Raw genomic sequence first — 16,804 nt, forward strand, 5'->3', positions numbered from 1 at the left:
GGTGCGGGTGCTGGACGCGGCGGCGGTGTCGGCCTGGGCTGCGGGTTGTGTGCGTAGCCTGGCGAGCCTGCGCCCGGCCATCGACGAGATCAACGTCTACCCCGTCGCCGATTCCGACACCGGTTCCAACATGCTCTTCACGATGACCGGCGCGGCCCGGGCACTCTCCGAAGCAACCCCGGGTGACGCCGCCGAAGCGCTGAAGGTCCTCGCGCGGGGCGCGGTCGCCTCCGCCAAGGGCAACTCCGGCGTGATCCTCTCCCAGGTCGTGCGCGGGCTCGCGGACCGCGCAGAAGGCGACCTGGACGGCGCGTGGCTGGCGAAAGCGCTGGGGCACGCCGACGAGGTCGCCACCGGCGCTGTCAGCCGCCCGGTCGCCGGGACGATCTTGACCGTCCTGCACGCCGTCGCCCTCGCCGTCCGCGGTGACACGAGCTCTCTGGCCGAAATCGCCGCAAAAGCCGCGAAAGAGGCCGCGCACGCCCTCGAGAAGACGCCGGAGCAGCTGCCCGCGCTGGCCAGGGCCGGGGTCGTCGACGCCGGGGCACGCGGTCTCGTCGCCGTGCTCGACGCGCTGGTCGGCGTGCTCACCGGCGCCCCGATCGAGCAGGAACACCCCCTCGAAGTGCACGCGATCGCGCACGCCGAGACCTACGCCTGGGAGGTCATGTACCTCCTCGACGGCGTCGACGAGGCGAGCCTGCCGACCCTGCGCAAGGAACTGAGCGGCCTCGGCGACAGCGTCACGGTGGCCGGCGACGGCTCGGGCAGCCACGCCGTGCACGTCCACTGCGCCGACATCGGCGCCGCCATCGAGGCCGGGCTCGCACTGGGCCGGCCGCGCCGGATCCGGGTCGAGCCGCTGCTCACGCCGACGCCGATCGAGCCCGGCGGCGGGATCGACCGCACGGTCGTCGCCGTCGTCCACGGCGGCGCGCTGGCCGAGCTGCTGCGCGCCGAAAGCATCCCGGTGCTGGCCGTGCCCGAAGGCGGCACGCCGAGCGTCGAGGACATGATGGGCCTGCTCAACGAGGCTCCCGGGCAGCAGGTGACCGTGCTGCCGGGCAGCGCCGCCCTCACCGCCGCCGCCGACGCCGCGGCCGGGCACGCGATGGCCGCGGACCGGGACGTCGTGGTCATCCCGTGCGCGTCGCCGGTGCAGGTGCTGGCCGCCCTCGCGGTGCACGACGCCGGGCGCCGCACCAACGACGACGTCGTCGCGATGGCCGAAGCGGCCGCCGCGACCAGGCGTGGCGAACTGCGGATCGCGCAGGAGGAGTCGCTAACCTGGGTGGGCCGGGCCCAGTCCGGCGACGTGGTCGGCCTGGTCGACGACGAGGTGGTGCTGATCGAGCCGGCCCCCGCGTCCGAGACGAACCTGGTGGCGGCCGCGATGAAGGTGCTGAACCGGATGCTGGCGCTCGGCGGGGAGCTGGTGACGGTGCTGAGCGGGGCGGCGGCCCCGCCCGGGGTCGCCGAGGAGCTCGCGGAGCAGCTGCGGGTGGAGCACCCGGAGGTGGAACTGGCCGGCTACGCCAGCGGCCAGGCGGACACCGTGCTGCTGATGGGAGTCGAATAGCGGATGGCCGGACTGCGCGACAAACTGCCGTTGCTGCTGGGCGCCAAGACCGCGAAGGCGCTCGCCACGGCGTTGGACATCGAGACGGTCAGCGACCTGCTGCGCCACTACCCGCGCCGCTACGCCGAGCGCGGGGAGCTCACCGACATCGCCGGCCTCGAGCTCGGCGAGCACGCCACCGTGCTGGCGCGCATCGAAAAGGTGAGCAAGCGGCGGATGAAGGCCCGCAACGGCACCATCCTCGACATGGTGATCACCGACGGGAAGCGCCGGCTCACCTGTGCCTTCTTCAACCAGGCCTGGCGGGAGAAGGACCTCGTCCCCGGCAAGACCGGCCTGTTCGCCGGCAAGGTGTCCGCCTTCCGCGACACCCTGCAGCTGACCAACCCCGAGTACGAGCTGTTCGACGCCGAGAACGAAGCCGAGGCGATGGACAACTTCCTCGCCGCGATCATCCCGGTGTACCCGGCGGCGCAGGGCATGCCGACCTGGTCGATCGCCAAGTGCGTGCGCCAGGTCCTCGACGTCCTCGAGGTCGACGACGACCCGATGCCCGCCGAGCTGCGGCGCCTGCACCGCCTGGCCGACCTCGACAACGCGCTGCGCGGCATCCACCGCCCGGAGAACTGGGCGCACCTGGAGGCGTCGAAGAAGCGGCTCAAGTGGGACGAAGCCATGGCCGTGCAGCTGATTTTCGCGCAGCGGCGCCACTCGGCGATCTCGCGCCCGGCGAAGGCCAACCCGCACGTCAGCGGCGGGCTCATGGACGCCTTCGACAAGCGGCTGCCCTTCGACCTCACCGCCGGCCAGCGGGGGATCGGCGACGAGATCGCCGCGGACCTGGCCACGGAGCACCCGATGAACCGGCTGCTGCAGGGCGAGGTCGGCTCGGGCAAGACGGTCGTCGCGCTGCGGGCGATGCTGCAGGTCGTCGACAACGGGCGGCAGGCCGCGATGCTGGCGCCGACCGAAGTCCTCGCCGCGCAGCACGCGCGGTCGCTGCGGGAGATGCTCGGCGACCTCGGCCAGGCGGGCGAGCTGGGCGCGGCGGAGAACGCCACCCGCGTCACGCTGCTCACCGGGTCGATGGGCGCGAAGGAGCGCAAGAAGTCGTTGCTGGAGATCGTCAGCGGGGAAGCCGGCATCGTCGTCGGCACGCACGCGCTGATCCAGGACCACGTCGAGTTCGCCGACCTCGGCCTCGCCGTCGTCGACGAGCAGCACCGCTTCGGCGTCGAGCAGCGGGACGCGCTGCGCACCCGAGGCGCCGGTGACACCAGCCCGCACGTGCTCGTCATGACCGCGACGCCGATCCCGCGCACGGTCGCGATGACCGTCTACGGCGACCTGGAGGTGTCCGCGCTGCGCGAGATGCCGGTCGGGCGGTCGCCGATCGCCACCACGGTCGTGCCGGTCGCCGAGAAACCCGCCTGGTTCGAGCGGATCTGGCAGCGCGTGCGCGAAGAGGTCGGCAAGGGGCACCAGGCGTACGTCGTGTGCCCGCGGATCGGTGACGAGCCGCCGTCGGACAAGAGCGACAAGCGGCCGCCGCTCGCGGTCCTCGAGGTCGCGCCCGAGCTGGAACACGGCCCGCTGCAGGGCCTGAAGATCGGCGTGCTGCACGGCCGGATGCCGCCCGACGACAAGGACGCCGTGATGCGGGCGTTCTCCGCCGGGGACCTCGACGTCCTGGTGGCCACCACGGTGATCGAGGTCGGCGTGAACGTGCCGAACGCGACCGCGATGGTGATCATGGACGCCGACCGGTTCGGCGTCAGCCAGCTGCACCAGCTGCGCGGCCGCGTCGGCCGGGGCAGCGTGCCGGGGCTGTGCCTGCTGGTCACCGAGGCCCTCGACGGCACCGCGACGCGCGAGCGGCTGGCGGCGGTCGAGTCCACGACGGACGGCTTCGAGCTGTCGCGCCTCGACCTCGAACTGCGCCGCGAAGGCGACATCCTCGGTGCCGCGCAGTCCGGGAAGCGGTCCACGCTCAAGCTGCTTTCGCTGCTGCGGGACGAGGACGTGATCGCCGCGTCCCGCGCCCTGGCGCAGGAGCTCGTCACGCAGGACCCGGAGCTGACGAAGTACCGCGGCCTGGCGCAGATGGTCGCCGACGTCGTGGACGTCGAGCGCGCGGAGTACCTGGAGAAGAGCTGAGCGCCGTCCGCGCCGCCACGGTGGCCGACGCCCCGGCGATCGGCGAGATCCACGTGCGGTCCTGGCAGGCGGCGTACGCGGGACTGATCCCGGACGGCTTCCTCGCGCGCCTCTCGGCCGAGTCGCGGGCGGCGTCCTGGGCCCGGCGCATCGCCGACGGCAACGGGCAGGTGCTGGTCGTCGAGGAAGACGGGGTCGTCGCGGGCTTCGCCGCCTTCGGGCCTTCGCAGCTGTACGCGCTCTACCTGTTACCCGAGTTCTGGGGCCGGGGGCTCGGCCGGGTGCTGCACGACCGGGTCGTCGAAGAGCTCTCCGGCGACAGCGCCGTCCTGTGGGTGCTCGCGACGAACGAGCGGGCGAAGGCCTTCTACGTCCGGCAGGGCTGGGTGGACGACGGCGCCCGCCAGACCGAGACGATCGACGACGGGCGCGTCACCCTGGAGGAGATGCGGTACCGCCGCCGGTTGCCGTGAACACGCCGGCTTTCGCGGCCGCGGCGGCCGCGGCGGCGGCGACTCCCGCGTCCGCCGGTGTCACGCCTTCCCGGGACACGAACAGCCGGTAGAAGATCGGCCCGCAGGCCACCCGCACCGCCTCCACCGGATCGGTGCCGGGCGGCACTTCGCCGCGCTCGACCGCCCGGGCCACGGCGGCCGCCGAACGGGCGTGGCGATCGACGTAGAACTCGCGCAGGGCGTCGGCCGCGCGCGGGGAGAGGAACGCCGCCGAGATCGACGCCGTGGGCAGCTCGCGCTCGCCCGGGGTGGTGAAGTAGCGCACGAGTTCCAGGTTGATCGCGCGCAGGTCGCCTTCGAGGGAACCGGTGTCCGGCACCGCCCACTCCTGCTCGGCGCCCATCAGCAGCGCCGCCGCGACCAGGCCTTCGGCGGACTCCCAGCGGCGGTACAGCGTCGTCTTGTGCACGCCGGAGCGTTCGGCGACCGCCTCGACGGTCAGCTCCGCGTACCCGCGTTCGCCGAGCAGCTCGAGGGTGGCGTCGAGCGCGGCGAGGCGGGTCCGCTCGGTGCGGCCGCCCGGGCGCTTCGTCCCGGAAATCTCCGTTGCCAACTGCTACTCCTGTTGCGTTAGTGTGCTCAGTATGACAGGAACCGTCGCCGTTGCCGAAATCGCCGACCTGATCGGCGACGCCGAAGTCGTCGCCATCGGCGAGAACAACCATCACATCCGCGAGTTCGGCGTGCTGCGCGACCGCCTCCTGCGCCACCTCGTCACCGAGCGCGGGTTCACGGTGCTCGGGTTCGAGGGCGGCTTCGCGGAGGGGCACCTGGTCGACGCGTGGCTGCGGGGCGGCCCGGGCGAGGTCGCCGACGTCGCCCGCGACGGCTTCACCTTCGGCCTCGGCGACTCGGCGGAGATGCACGAGATGCTGACCTGGCTGCGCGGCCGCGGCGTCCGGTTCGCCGGGCTCGACGTGCCGAGTTCGGCGGGGTCGCCGGTGCCCGCGCTCCAGGCGCTGCGCGCGGAAGTCCTGCGCGTGGATCCGGCCAACGTGTCCCTTGTGGACAACGCCCTCGCCGCGTGCGAGCCGTACGCGTCGGTGAGCAGCGCGGTCGCGCCGGGTCGTTACGGGGCGATGAGTCCGGAAGCACGGGACGCCGCGACCACGGCCTTGGCCGTCCTGAAAGGACACGTGGAGTCCCTCGGCTACGGCGACGTCGCCGCGCACCACGCGGAGGGCGCCCTGCGCGTCGACCTGTACCTGCGGGAGCTCGACGCGCTGATGGCGGGCCGCGCGCCCGAGCCGCAGAGTTCGTCGCGGGACACGTACATGGCGGCCACCGTGCGGCTGCTGCGGCGGCGGTTCCCCGGCGAGAAGATCGTGCTGATGATCCACAACGGACACCTCCAGCGCGTCCCGTTCTCGCCGATGCCGGGCATGACGGCGCCGTCGGCGGGCACGCACCTGGCCGCGGAGCTGGGGGACAAGTACTTCGCGCTGGCGCTCACCGCCGTCTCGGGGACGACGACCGGGCTGGCGCCCGACCCGGCTTCTCCGCTGGGCTTCCGGATGTTCGAGCAGCCGCTCGGCGAACCGGCGGAAGGCAGCGTCGAGGCGGCCCTCGCGGATCGGGCGCCGTGCCTGGTCGCGCACCCCGCGGCGACGGCCATCCGGCACGCGCACATGACACCGTCGGTGGACGTCGCGGCCGCGTGGGACGCCGTCGTCTGCCTGGAGAAGCAGGAAACGATTTTCGGGGGCACCGCCGGGTAGGTGTGCCCGTTCGGCTGATTGCCGTAGCGGTGGGAATGGGCGTTTCCTACCGGTATGGCCGGGCGCAGGCGGGCGCTGATCGTCGCCAACGGCGAGTACGACAACGCGGGGCTGCAGCGGCTGGGCTCGCCCGCGGCGGACGCCGACGCCCTGGCCGGGGTGCTCGCCGACCGGGCGATCAGCGACTTCGAGGTCTGCGTCGTGCGGAACGAGACCGCGCACGTGGTGCAGGCGGAGATCGAGGACCTCTGTCTCGAGGGCAAACCCGACGACGTCCTGCTGCTGCACTTCTCGTGCCACGGGCTGAAGGACGACGCGGGCGGCCTGTACTTCGCGGCCCGCAACACCCGCCCCGACCGCCTGCGGTCGACGGCGGTGCCGGCGCAGTTCGTGCAGCAGTGCATCCGGCAGAGCCGCTCGCGCAGCATCGTCCTGCTGCTGGACTGCTGCTACGGCGGCGCGTACGGGCAGGGGGTGGCGGTCCGGGCTTCGGGCGACGCGAACGTGCTCGACAGCTTCCGCGGCGGCCGGGGGCGGGCGGTCATCACGGCGTCGAACTCGATCGAGTACGCGTTCGAGGGCGCGACGCTGGCCTCGGACGAGCCGGCCGAGCCGTCGGTGTTCACCTCGGCGCTGGTCGAGGGGCTGCGCACGGGCGAGGCGGACCGCGACGAGGACGGCTGGATCGCCCTGGGCGAGCTGTACGAGTACTTGTTCGACCAGGTCCGCGAGCGCAACCCGAAGCAGACGCCGAGCCGCGACATCGAGATGCAGGGCGAGCTGTACCTGGCGAAGAGCAGGCGGCGGCGCATCAAGCCGTCCCCGGTCCCGCCCGATCTGGCGGCGGCGATCGGGGCGGAGAACCCGTTCACCAGGCTGGGCGCGGTGGCGGAGCTGCGGCGCCGCTTGTCGAGCTCGAACCTGCCGGTGGCGATGGGGGCGTTCGAGGCGCTCCGGGTGATGGTTTCGACGGACATCGAGCACGTGGCGGCGGCGGCTTCGGACGCGTTGTCGTTCGCGGTGGTGCGGGTGGACGTGCCGTCGGTGCGGTTGACGGCTCCGGCGGGATTGCGAGCCTCGGCTGGGCTCCGGGTGCTGGGGCCACCGGTGGCGCGGGAGGTGCGATTCGAGGCTTCGCATCCCTGGATCGCGGTGGCGGAGGTGCCGGGTGGGACGGAGCTGTCGGTGACGGCGGGGCAGTCCGGGACGCGGCAGGGGAAGGTGGTGGTGAGCGGGCCGACCGGGGAGGTCGTCGTGGCGGTGGAGATCGAGGCCCTGCCGGTCGTGGAACCCGAGCCGGAGGGCACTGCGGAGCGCGAGCCGGAGCCGGAAGCGGTGGTTGCGGAAGCCAAGCCGGAACCGGCGGCCGGGCCCGAGCCCGCAGTGGGAGCTGTGCCGGAGCCCGCAGCGGCGGCTGCGCCTGGCTCGGTGGCCGCCGAGCAGACCGGGCGGCCCGCGGCGGATTCCGGGCCCGAGCCGGCCGTCGCGGCGGAAGCGCAGCCTGCGGCGGCTGCTCCGGTACCCGCCGCCCGGCCGGCCACGGAACCGGCCGGGGCGATGGATCCGGCCGGCGGGTTCGCCGGGGTCGTCGCGATCGCCGGCGCGGTGTTCGCGGTGGCCGGGCTGCCGCTGAACTACCGCTACGACTATTCCTTGACCCAGTACCGGCCCGGCATGGAGTCCGCCGTCCTGATCGTGGCCGCGTGCGCCCTGGTCGCCGGAATCCTGACGCTGACGCCGCGGACGAGGACGTCGACCGGTCCCGCACTGCTGTTCGGAACCGGCCTCGCCGCGCTCTTCGGGCTGCTGCGCTTCCTCGGCGAGGCGATCGCGCTCTCCCAGACCGGGGACGCCGAGCTGAAAACCGGCTACACCTTCGAACTGCTCGCCCACATCGCCTGGGTGGTCGCGGGGGCGAGCGCGCTCGCGGCGCTCCGGCGGAACCCCGCGGTCGCACTGGGCGCCGGGCCGGTGCGCGGCCGGCCGGCGTGGGCGGCGATCGGGCTCGGCGCGACGGCCGCGATCGGCTGGATCGTCCAGCTCGTCGACCTGAACACCTACGACGCCAGTGACGCCGGCCGGGCGACCGCCTACTTCCTGCTCGGCGCTCTGCTGGCCGTGTCCGTGCCGGTCGTCGCCATGGCGCTTCGCCCGAGCCCGGTCGGCTGCGCGGTGCTGGCCACGGGGACCGCCGGGCTGCTCGGCGTGCTGGCACCGACGTTCGCCTCCGTCGTGGAGGCGAGTTCCCTGGCGCTGGGCGGGCAGCTGATCGCCGTGGGGGCCCTCGTGCTGCTGGCCGCCGACACCGTCGTCCTGACCGTCCGGGCCCGGAATCAGCCGAACGGGCGACAGTCCTGAGTTGTCGTCCGGGTACCGCAGGGGTACCACGACGATCATGAGGATGCTTCTCGCGGCCGTGGCCGTGCTCGCCGGGCAGGTCTCGAGCGGCGGGGTGCAGCCCGATCCGCCCAGCTGGGGGCTGGACCGGATCGACCAGCGGACCGGTCTCGACCACGCCTACCACTACGCGAGCGACGCGTCGGACGTCACGATCTACGTGATCGACAGCGGCGTCGACGCGAAGCACCCCGAGTTCCAGGGCCGGGTCGCGCCCGGGCGGGACTTCCTCGGCGGCGGGTCCGACACGTCCGACCTCAACGGCCACGGCACCCGCCTGGCCGGCATCGCCGCGGGCAAGGACCACGGCGTCGCGAAGGGCGCGCAGATCGTGCCGGTGCGGGTGCTCGACAAAGACGGCGGCGGCGCGACCGACCAGATCATCGCGGGCATCGACTGGGTCGCGCAGAACGCCCAGCAGCCCGCGGTCGCCGTCCTCGGCATCGGCGGGGTGCCGAACGACCAGCTCGACGCCGCGGTCAAGCGGCTGGCGACGGTGGTGCCGATCGCCGTGCCCGCGGGCAGCGAGACGGCCGACGCGAGCGGCTTCTCGCCGGGCCGGGTGCCGGAGGCGCTGACGGTCGGGGCGTCCGACGCCCAGGACCGCCCGGACAAGACGTCGAACTCGGGCCAGGACGTCGACCTGTACGCCCCGGGCACCGACATCCCGTCCCCGATCGCGGGCGGCACGGGCGCGGGCCCGGAGTCGGGCACGTCGATGGCGGCGGCGTTCGCGGCCGGCGTGGCGGCGCTGTACCGCGCCCAGCACCCCGGCGACACCCCGGCCCAGGTGGACGAGGCCGTGATCCGCGCGGCGACGCCGGACGTGCTCAAGGGAGTTCCGGACGGCACGGCCAACCGGCTGCTGTATGCGCCGCCGGGTGGCTGAGGTCGGTTGTCCACAATGCGGCGGGGATGTGGGCAGCGGGCCTGATCTGCGGTTTTTCGGGTTTGTGTGTCGGCCGGGGTCGGTAGGCTGGAGACGGGACGGACCCCCGGGAGGGTGGGCGCTGCGCTGGGGCCGTCGGGGTGCAGCGGCTACGGCTGAGCGGTTGCGCCACGCGCCGTCTGGCGGCCGAGGCCCGGCTCCGGGAAGCTGGTTCCGGAGGAGGTGCGCCATGCCCGGCTTCCCGTTCGAACACCGGTCGCCCTCGTTCGACCTGGCCGAACTGATCGGCCGGAAAACCGAGGACGCCCGGCAGCGGTGCGAGCGCGACGGCTTCCAAGTGCAGGTCTTCGACCTCGACCGGCACCCGGCGGCCACCTTGGACCACCGCCCGAACCGCATCCGGCTCACCACGCGCCGAGGTGTCGTCGAGGACTGCCACCAAGGCTGACCAGCGAACCTCCCGGTCCGCATGATGTCCATCACCCGGGACTGAACTCCCGCAGAGCGGGAAGAACCGGGTAACGTGCGTTGACTTACCGATCCAGGAGGGAAGGACCGGGCATGTTCCGCAAGGTTCTGGTGGCCAACCGCGGGGAGATCGCGATCCGGGCGTTCCGCGCCGGCTACGAACTCGGTGCCGGCACGGTTGCCGTGTTTCCGCACGAAGACCGCAACTCGCTGCACCGCCTGAAGGCCGACGAGGCGTACGAGATCGGCGAACCCGGTCACCCCGTGCGCGCCTACCTCTCGGTCGACGAGATCGTCGCCGCCGCGAAGAAGGCCGGGGCCGATGCCGTCTACCCCGGCTACGGCTTCCTTTCGGAGAACCCCGATCTCGCGCGCGCGTGCGAGGAGGCGGGGATCACCTTCGTCGGGCCGAGCGCCGACATTCTCGAACTCACCGGTAACAAGGCTCGCGCGGTCAAGGCCGCGCGCGAGGCCGGTGTGCCCGTGCTCGGGTCGTCCGAGCCCTCCAGTGACATCGACGCCCTGGTCGCGGCGGCCGACGATCTCGGCTTCCCCGTCTTCGTCAAGGCCGTCGCCGGCGGTGGCGGGCGCGGCATGCGCCGGGTCGAGGACCCCGCCCTGCTGCGCGAGTCCATCGAGGCCGCCGCGCGCGAGGCCGAGTCCGCCTTCGGCGATCCGACCGTCTTCCTCGAGAAGGCCGTCGTCGAGCCGCGGCACATCGAGGTACAGATCCTCGCCGACGGTGACGGCAACGTCATCCATCTCTACGAGCGCGACTGCTCGGTGCAGCGGCGCCACCAGAAGGTCGTCGAGCTCGCCCCGGCGCCCAACCTCGACCCGGAGCTGCGGATGCGTATCTGCGCGGACGCGGTCAAGTTCGCCCGGCAGATCGGCTACCGCAACGCCGGCACCGTCGAGTTCCTGCTCGACAAGCAGGGCAAGCACGTCTTCATCGAGATGAACCCGCGCATCCAGGTCGAGCACACGGTCACCGAAGAGGTCACCGACGTCGACCTCGTGCAGTCGCAGCTGCGGATCGCCTCCGGCGAGACCCTCGACGACCTCGGCCTGTCCCAGGACAAGATCTACCTGCGCGGCGCCGCCCTCCAGTGCCGCATCACCACCGAAGACCCGGCCAACGGCTTCCGCCCGGACACCGGGATGATCTCCGCCTACCGCTCGCCGGGCGGCTCCGGCATCCGGCTCGACGGCGGCACCGCCTTCTCCGGCACCGAGATCAGCGCCCACTTCGACTCGCTGCTGGTCAAGCTCACCTGCCGCGGCCGCGACTTCAAGACTGCCGTCGGCCGCGCGCGTCGCGCGGTCGCCGAGTTCCGGATCCGCGGGGTCGCCACGAACATCCCGTTCCTGCAGGCCGTCCTCGACGACCCGGACTTCCGCGCCGGCCGCGTCACGACGTCGTTCATCGAGGAGCGCCCGCACCTGCTCACCGCGCGGACCTCGGCCGACCGCGGCACGAAGCTGCTGACCTACCTCGCCGACCAGACGGTCAACAAGCCGCACGGCGAGCGCCCGAAGACCCCGGACGCCACGCTCAAGCTGCCGAAGCTGCCGAAGGACGCCCAGCCGGCGCCGGGCTCGAAGCAGAAGCTCGCCGAGCTGGGCCCGGCCGGGTTCGCGGAGTGGCTGCGGAACTCGCCGCACATCGGCGTCACCGACACGACGTTCCGCGACGCGCACCAGTCGCTGCTCGCCACCCGCGTCCGCACGAAGGACCTCCTCGCGGTGGCGCCGGTGGTCGCGAACACGCTCCCCGAACTGCTGTCGCTGGAGTGCTGGGGCGGCGCGACCTACGACGTGGCGTTGCGGTTCCTTGCCGAGGACCCGTGGGAGCGGCTGGCCGCGCTGCGCGAAGCCGTGCCGAACATCTGCCTCCAGATGCTGCTGCGCGGGCGCAACACCGTCGGGTACACGCCGTACCCCACCGAGGTGACCAACGCCTTCGTCGCCGAGGCCACGAAGACCGGCATCGACATCTTCCGGATCTTCGACGCGCTCAACGACGTCGAGCAGATGCGCCCGGCCATCGAAGCCGTGCGCGAGACCGGGTCCGCCGTCGCCGAGGTGGCGCTCTGCTACACCTCGGACCTGTCCGACCCGGGCGAGAAGCTCTACACGCTCGACTACTACCTCAAGCTGGCCGAGCAGATCGTCGGCGCCGGGGCGCACGTCCTGGCGATCAAGGACATGGCCGGGCTGCTGCGCGCGCCCGCGGCGACCAAGCTGGTCACCGCGCTGCGCAAGGAGTTCGACCTGCCGGTGCACATCCACACCCACGACACCGCGGGTGGCCAGCTGGCCACCTACCTCGCGGCGATCAACGCGGGCGCGGACGCCGTCGACGGCGCGGTCTCGTCGATGGCGGGCACGACGTCGCAGCCGTCGCTGTCGTCGATCGTGGCGGCCACCGACCACTCCGCCCGCACCACCGGCCTCGACCTGCGGGCGATCGGGAACCTGGAGCCCTACTGGGAGAGCGTGCGCAAGATCTACGCGCCCTTCGAAGCCGGGCTCGCGTCGCCGACCGGGCGCGTCTACGACCACGAGATCCCCGGCGGCCAGCTGTCGAACCTGCGCACGCAGGCCATCGCGCTGGGCCTGGGCGACCGGTTCGAGGACATCGAGGCCATGTATGCGGCCGCCGACAAGATCCTCGGCCACCTGGTGAAGGTGACGCCGTCGTCCAAGGTCGTCGGCGACCTCGCGCTGCACCTGGTCGGCGCGGGTGTCTCGCCGGCCGACTTCGAGGCGGAGCCGAACAAGTTCGACATCCCCGACTCGGTGATCGGCTTCCTGCGCGGCGAGCTCGGCGACCCGCCGGGCGGCTGGCCGGAGCCGTTCCGCACCAAGGCCCTGGAGGGCCGGGCCGCCGCGAAGCCGGTCGTCGAACTGTCCGAAGAGGACCGTACGGCGCTTTCCGAGCACCCCCGCCGGACGCTCAACCGGCTGCTGTTCCCCGGGCCGACGAAGGAGTTCGAGGCGCACCGCGAGGCCTACGGCGACACGTCGGTGCTGCCGAGCAAGGACTTCTTCTACGGGCTGCGGCCGGGGGAGGAGTACCCGGTGGACCTCGAGCCGGGCGTGCGGCTGCTCATCGAGCTGGAGGCGATCGGCGAGGCCGACGAGCGCGGCGTGCGCACGGTGATGTCGACGCTGAACGGCCAGCTGCGGCCGATCCAGATCCGCGACCGCTCGATCGCCTCGGACATCCCGGCGACGGAGAAGGCCGAAAAGGGCAACCCGAAGCAGATCGCGGCGCCGTTCGCGGGCGTGGTCACGCTGCAGGTCGCCGAGGGCGACACGGTCGAAGCCGGGGCGACGGTCGCGACGATCGAGGCGATGAAGATGGAGGCCTCGATCACGGCGTCGGCCGGCGGCAAGGTGGCCAGGCGGGCGATCACCGCGGTGCAGCAGGTCGAAGGCGGTGACCTTCTGCTGGTCCTCGAGTGAGCGATACGCTCGGCGGATGCTGATCAACGCGGTACCGCAGCGGCAGGGCGCGGTGGGACCGCGCGCGGCGGAGCTTCCGGATGGTTGTGTGGCGCTGGCGGAGCTGGCCGGGCACCTGCTCGGCCGGCCCGTCCACCACGTCCGGCAGACGCGTGCGGTGTCCGAAGTGGACGCCGGCATCGCGTCCCGTGCGGTGCTGACCGGCGCGAACCGCGCGGCCCAGCTCGCGGCCCTGGAAGCACCGGGCGGCCCGGTCCTGACCATCGGCGGCGACTGCGGTGTCGAGCTGGTGCCGATCGGCGTGGCCCGCTTCCGGCACGGGCCCGGCCTGGGCGTCGCGTGGTTCGACGCCCACCCGGACCTGAACACGGCGGAGTCGTCGCCGTCGGGGGCGTTCCACGGGATGGTGCTGCGGTCGCTGTTCGGCGAGGGCGACCCGGAGTTCGCGGCGGCACCGGCGCTGGAGCCCGGCAGCGTGGCGCTGGCCGGGACGCGCGTGTTCGACCCGGAGGAAGAGGCGGCGGTTTCGCGCGGCCTGGCGGTGACTTCCGTGGCCGCCTTGACGGGCGTGGAGAAGCTGTACGTGCACGTGGACCTGGACGTGCTGGACCCGGCCGAGTTCGCGGGGCTGAACTACCCGGAGCCCGACGGCTGGACGATCGCCCGGCTGGTGTCGGAGCTGGACGCGCTGGCCCGGTTCGAGGTGGTGGGCGCGGGGATCACGGAGTGCGTGGGCACGCCGCGCGAGGTGGAGGTCCTGGAGCCGGTGGTGGCGGCGGTGGGGCGGCTGCTCGGGGGCTGAGCAAGCGGTCTCGCGTTCGCGCGCGGCTCGGCCGGCCGGTTGTGGTGGCGTGGCTGGTGGGTGTGGTTCAGCTCGGCCAGGCGCCCGCGCGAGTTGCGGGCGCGGCTCGGTTGGCTGGTTGTGGTGGCGTGGCTGGTGGGTGTGGTTCAGCTCGGCCAGGCGGCCAGGACCGCTTTCACCGCGGCCTCCTCGTCCGCGCCCAAGTCCCGCGCTTGGGCCGCGAACTCGGCCGCGGCCGCGGCCAGCAGAGCCTCGCGGTCCGGGCGGCCCGACGGGACCGTCACCACCGTGCCGCGGGCCCCCGCCGTCGCCACCCAGCCCGCCGCCTCCAGCTCGCGGTAGGCCCGGGCCACCGTCCCCGACGCCAGCCCCAGATCGCGCGCCAGCTGGCGGATCGGCGGCAGCCTGGTCCCCTCCGGTAGCACCCCCGTCGTCGCCGCCCGGATCACCTGGTCGTGCACCTGCCGCCACGGTGCCACGCCGTTCTCAGTGTCGACGACGATCTTCACGCCGCCGCCGGCAGGCGTTTCACCGGGGCCGTCACCGCCAGGAAGGCCGCCAGGCCGGCCGCGACCGCCAGGAACGAGACGAGGTCGCCCGCGGGCCAGCCGACCGCCGTGCAGGCGCCGATGCCCAGGCCGACCGCCACGCGCGCGCTGCGGCAGCGCAGCGCCAGGTCGGCGCGCGGGGCGCCGATCGCCGGGCGGCGCACCGCCAGCAGCGTGATCGCCGCGCTGACCAGTGCCGTGCCCGCGGCCACCGCCAGCAGCTTCCACTGCGCCGTCAGGCCCAGGTGCAGCAGCGATCCCGCGGCCGCCAGCCCGCCCAGCACCAGGACCCACGCCGGGACGATCCCCAGCAGCGTCCGCGGGGCCAGATCGGCTTCGCGCCGCGGACCGCGGGACGGCCGCTGCGCCAGCAGCTCGGCGATCAGGCCACCCAGCAGCAGCGTGGCGAGGATCGAGCCCGTCGTCGTGTCGTCGAGCAGCGGCGGGATCGCGAGGAACAGCCACGGGTACCAGAGCCGGCGCCGCTTGAGGTACCGGACGGCCAGCGCGACCTCCCCGGCGTCGGGCTCGGCGACGCCCCAGCGGGTGAGCAAGCGCTTTCCGTGCTTCTCGCCCGGCCAGAGCACGATCAGGATCGCCAGGCCGAACAGGCCCATGATGGCCGCGACCCAGAACAGGTTGTCGAGCTGCAGCATCGTCGCTCCTCTCGCTTGTATCAACCACACGATACAAGATGTCGGCGTAACCGCAGCGCGGGCCGGTCGTTGGAGGTTCGTCCGTTCGTACGCACGTCCACGGGCAGTCGGCGGGACACTTGTCAGCTCATCGCAGCCGATCCGCGTGAAATTGTCACCATGATGACAAGAAATCGGTTTTCCTTCACGGGTGTGACACGTTTGGCGTTAGTTTTTCGATGTGTCGGTTGTCATCCGGGCAACAGGCGCGGGTGCCCGGCCGCGAGGTGCCCGCGACCGGAGTCCGGGGCGGAGCGAAGGAGCTACGATGTCGGTGGAGCGCGGATTCGATCACGCTGCGCCGCCCCCGCCCGCCGCTCTACCGCGCAAGCTCGCCGACATCCTGCGCCCCGAGCTGGCCAGCCTCGCCGCCGAAATCGTCGAAGAGATCCGGGCGACCATCCCGGCCTACGCGCGCCCGCTCGACGGGCCCTACGGCAAGTCGATCCGGGCCGGCGTCGAATACGCGATCACGCTGTTCGTCGCGCAGATCGCCGACCCCACGGTGTCGAAGGAACAGTCCCACGAGGTGCACCACCGGCTGGGGCAGAACGAAATGCGCGAAGGCCGCAGCCTCGACACGCTGCAGTCGGCCTACCGCGTCGGCGCGCGGGTGTCGTGGCGGCGCATCATGCGCGTCGGACGGCGCAGCGGCCTTTCGTCGGCGGTGATGTCCCAGCTGGCCGACGCGATGCTGGCGTTCATGGACGAGCTCGCCTCCGTCGCGCTCGACGGCTACCTCGAGGCGAAGGCGCGCACGGCGGGCGCGCTGGACACCTGGCGCCGCAAGCTGCTCCACCTGATCCTCGAGACGCCGCCCGCGTCCCCGAAAGCGATTGCGGAACTGGCCCAGCTGATCGGCTGGCCGGTGCCGTCCGACGCGACCCCGGTGGCGATCTGCCCGGCCAGTGGCGTCGCCCCGGCCCGCCGGCACGCCGGGCTGGACGCGGACGTCCTCGCCGAACTCGACACACCGGACCCGAAGCTGGTCGTCCCGGGTGAGCTGAGCAGCGCCCGCTTGGCGGCGCTGCAGGTGGCGCTGCCGGACTGCCGCTTGGCGATCGGCCCCTGCGTCCCGCTCGCTTCGGTGGCGGATTCCCTGCGCTGGGCCCGCAATGCCCTGCAGCTGACCGAGCGCGGCGTCCTGCCGGCGCGCCCGGTGCTGCGCGCGGAGGAGCACCTGGCGACGCTGCTGGTCAACTCCGACACGGGCTTGGTCGGCACGCTGCGCCACCGGCTGTTCGCGCCGCTGGCGGAGATGACGGGCAAGCAGCAGGAACGGCTCCTGGAGACACTGCGGGCGTGGCTGGACAGCCAGGGCAACGTGGTGGAGATCGCGGAGCGCCTGGGCGTCCACCCGCAGACGGTCCGCTACCGCATGCGTCAGCTGCAGGCGACGTTCGGCGAGAGCTTGAAGGATCCGGCGGCGCGCTTCGAGATGGAGCTGGCGTTGCGCGCGGGGGCGGCGCCGATGCCACTGCGGTACCCGGTGAGCGAGCTGCTGCCGGCGCCGCGGTCGGGCGGGTCACGTCCACAGTGGACGTCCAGCTGAGCGGTCCGTCGGG

General features: G+C 72.8%; 13 protein-coding genes. 10 read left to right on the forward strand and 3 right to left on the reverse strand.

Annotated elements, in window-relative coordinates; all coding sequences use genetic code 11:
- Window position 1 precedes the first annotated feature (1 nt).
- Genes ACFVYA_RS15535 through ACFVYA_RS15545 form a run of 3 tightly spaced genes read left to right on the forward strand, consistent with a single transcriptional unit; the run spans window position 2 to window position 4,209 of the window.
- Window positions 2-1,579 carry a DAK2 domain-containing protein gene (locus tag ACFVYA_RS15535; RefSeq protein ID WP_387045466.1) on the forward strand — a complete coding sequence of 526 codons (1,578 nt, stop codon included), beginning with the start codon at window positions 2-4 and terminating at the stop codon, window positions 1,577-1,579.
- 3 nt (window positions 1,580-1,582) lie between these two features.
- Window positions 1,583-3,736 (forward strand): ATP-dependent DNA helicase RecG, encoded by a 2,154-nt coding sequence (recG, locus tag ACFVYA_RS15540; RefSeq protein WP_387045468.1) that lies wholly within the window; start codon window positions 1,583-1,585, stop codon window positions 3,734-3,736.
- A 20-nt stretch (window positions 3,737-3,756) separates the two neighbouring features.
- Window positions 3,757-4,209, forward strand: a complete 453-nt coding sequence (locus ACFVYA_RS15545) for a GNAT family N-acetyltransferase (RefSeq protein WP_387045470.1) — start codon at window positions 3,757-3,759, stop codon at window positions 4,207-4,209.
- Here ACFVYA_RS15545 and ACFVYA_RS15550 read toward each other — a convergent pair.
- Window positions 4,169-4,804 (reverse strand): TetR/AcrR family transcriptional regulator, encoded by a 636-nt coding sequence (locus ACFVYA_RS15550; RefSeq protein ID WP_387045473.1) that lies wholly within the window; start codon window positions 4,802-4,804, stop codon window positions 4,169-4,171. The genes ACFVYA_RS15545 and ACFVYA_RS15550 overlap by 41 nt on opposite strands.
- Before the next feature lie 31 nt (window positions 4,805-4,835).
- Between ACFVYA_RS15550 and ACFVYA_RS15555 the strand changes: the two genes are divergently transcribed.
- The 6 genes from ACFVYA_RS15555 to ACFVYA_RS15580 all read left to right on the forward strand — a co-directional run bounded on the left by ACFVYA_RS15555 (window position 4,836) and on the right by ACFVYA_RS15580 (window position 13,996).
- The gene (locus ACFVYA_RS15555; RefSeq protein WP_387045474.1) at window positions 4,836-5,969 is read left to right on the forward strand and encodes an erythromycin esterase family protein; all 1,134 of its coding nucleotides are present in this window, start codon (window positions 4,836-4,838) and stop codon (window positions 5,967-5,969) included.
- Between the two features lie 54 nt (window positions 5,970-6,023).
- Entirely contained in the window at window positions 6,024-8,327 is a 2,304-nt protein-coding gene (locus ACFVYA_RS15560; protein ID WP_387045476.1) for a caspase family protein, read from the forward strand.
- Between the two features lie 43 nt (window positions 8,328-8,370).
- Window positions 8,371-9,255 (forward strand): S8 family peptidase, encoded by an 885-nt coding sequence (locus ACFVYA_RS15565; RefSeq protein WP_387045578.1) that lies wholly within the window; start codon window positions 8,371-8,373, stop codon window positions 9,253-9,255.
- Window positions 9,256-9,484: 229 nt separating this feature from the next.
- A complete protein-coding gene (locus ACFVYA_RS15570; protein WP_387045478.1) occupies window positions 9,485-9,703 on the forward strand; it encodes a hypothetical protein in 219 nt (72 codons plus the stop codon).
- A gap of 113 nt (window positions 9,704-9,816) precedes the next feature.
- Window positions 9,817-13,194: a pyruvate carboxylase gene (locus ACFVYA_RS15575; protein WP_387045480.1), complete on the forward strand. Its 3,378-nt coding sequence runs from the start codon at window positions 9,817-9,819 to the stop codon at window positions 13,192-13,194.
- 16 nt (window positions 13,195-13,210) lie between these two features.
- Entirely contained in the window at window positions 13,211-13,996 is a 786-nt protein-coding gene (locus ACFVYA_RS15580) for an arginase family protein (RefSeq protein ID WP_387045482.1), read from the forward strand.
- A gap of 146 nt (window positions 13,997-14,142) precedes the next feature.
- Here the strand turns inward: ACFVYA_RS15580 and ACFVYA_RS15585 are convergent, their stop codons facing one another.
- Together ACFVYA_RS15585 and ACFVYA_RS15590 are read right to left on the reverse strand one after the other, a co-directional pair.
- On the reverse strand, window positions 14,143-14,505 hold the full coding sequence (locus ACFVYA_RS15585; RefSeq protein ID WP_387045484.1) for a GntR family transcriptional regulator: 363 nt from the start codon (window positions 14,503-14,505) through the stop codon (window positions 14,143-14,145).
- Window positions 14,502-15,200 carry a hypothetical protein gene (locus ACFVYA_RS15590; protein WP_387045485.1) on the reverse strand — a complete coding sequence of 233 codons (699 nt, stop codon included), beginning with the start codon at window positions 15,198-15,200 and terminating at the stop codon, window positions 14,502-14,504. The genes ACFVYA_RS15585 and ACFVYA_RS15590 overlap by 4 nt, the downstream gene beginning before the upstream one ends.
- 307 nt (window positions 15,201-15,507) lie before the next feature.
- Here ACFVYA_RS15590 and ACFVYA_RS15595 point away from each other — a divergent pair, with 307 nt between their 5' ends.
- Window positions 15,508-16,791: a PucR family transcriptional regulator gene (locus tag ACFVYA_RS15595; RefSeq protein ID WP_387045487.1), complete on the forward strand. Its 1,284-nt coding sequence runs from the start codon at window positions 15,508-15,510 to the stop codon at window positions 16,789-16,791.
- The last annotated feature ends 13 nt before the right edge of the window (window positions 16,792-16,804 follow it).

The organism is Amycolatopsis sp. NPDC058278 (assembly GCF_042881395.1).
Classification (GTDB): Bacteria; Actinomycetota; Actinomycetes; order Mycobacteriales; family Pseudonocardiaceae; genus Amycolatopsis.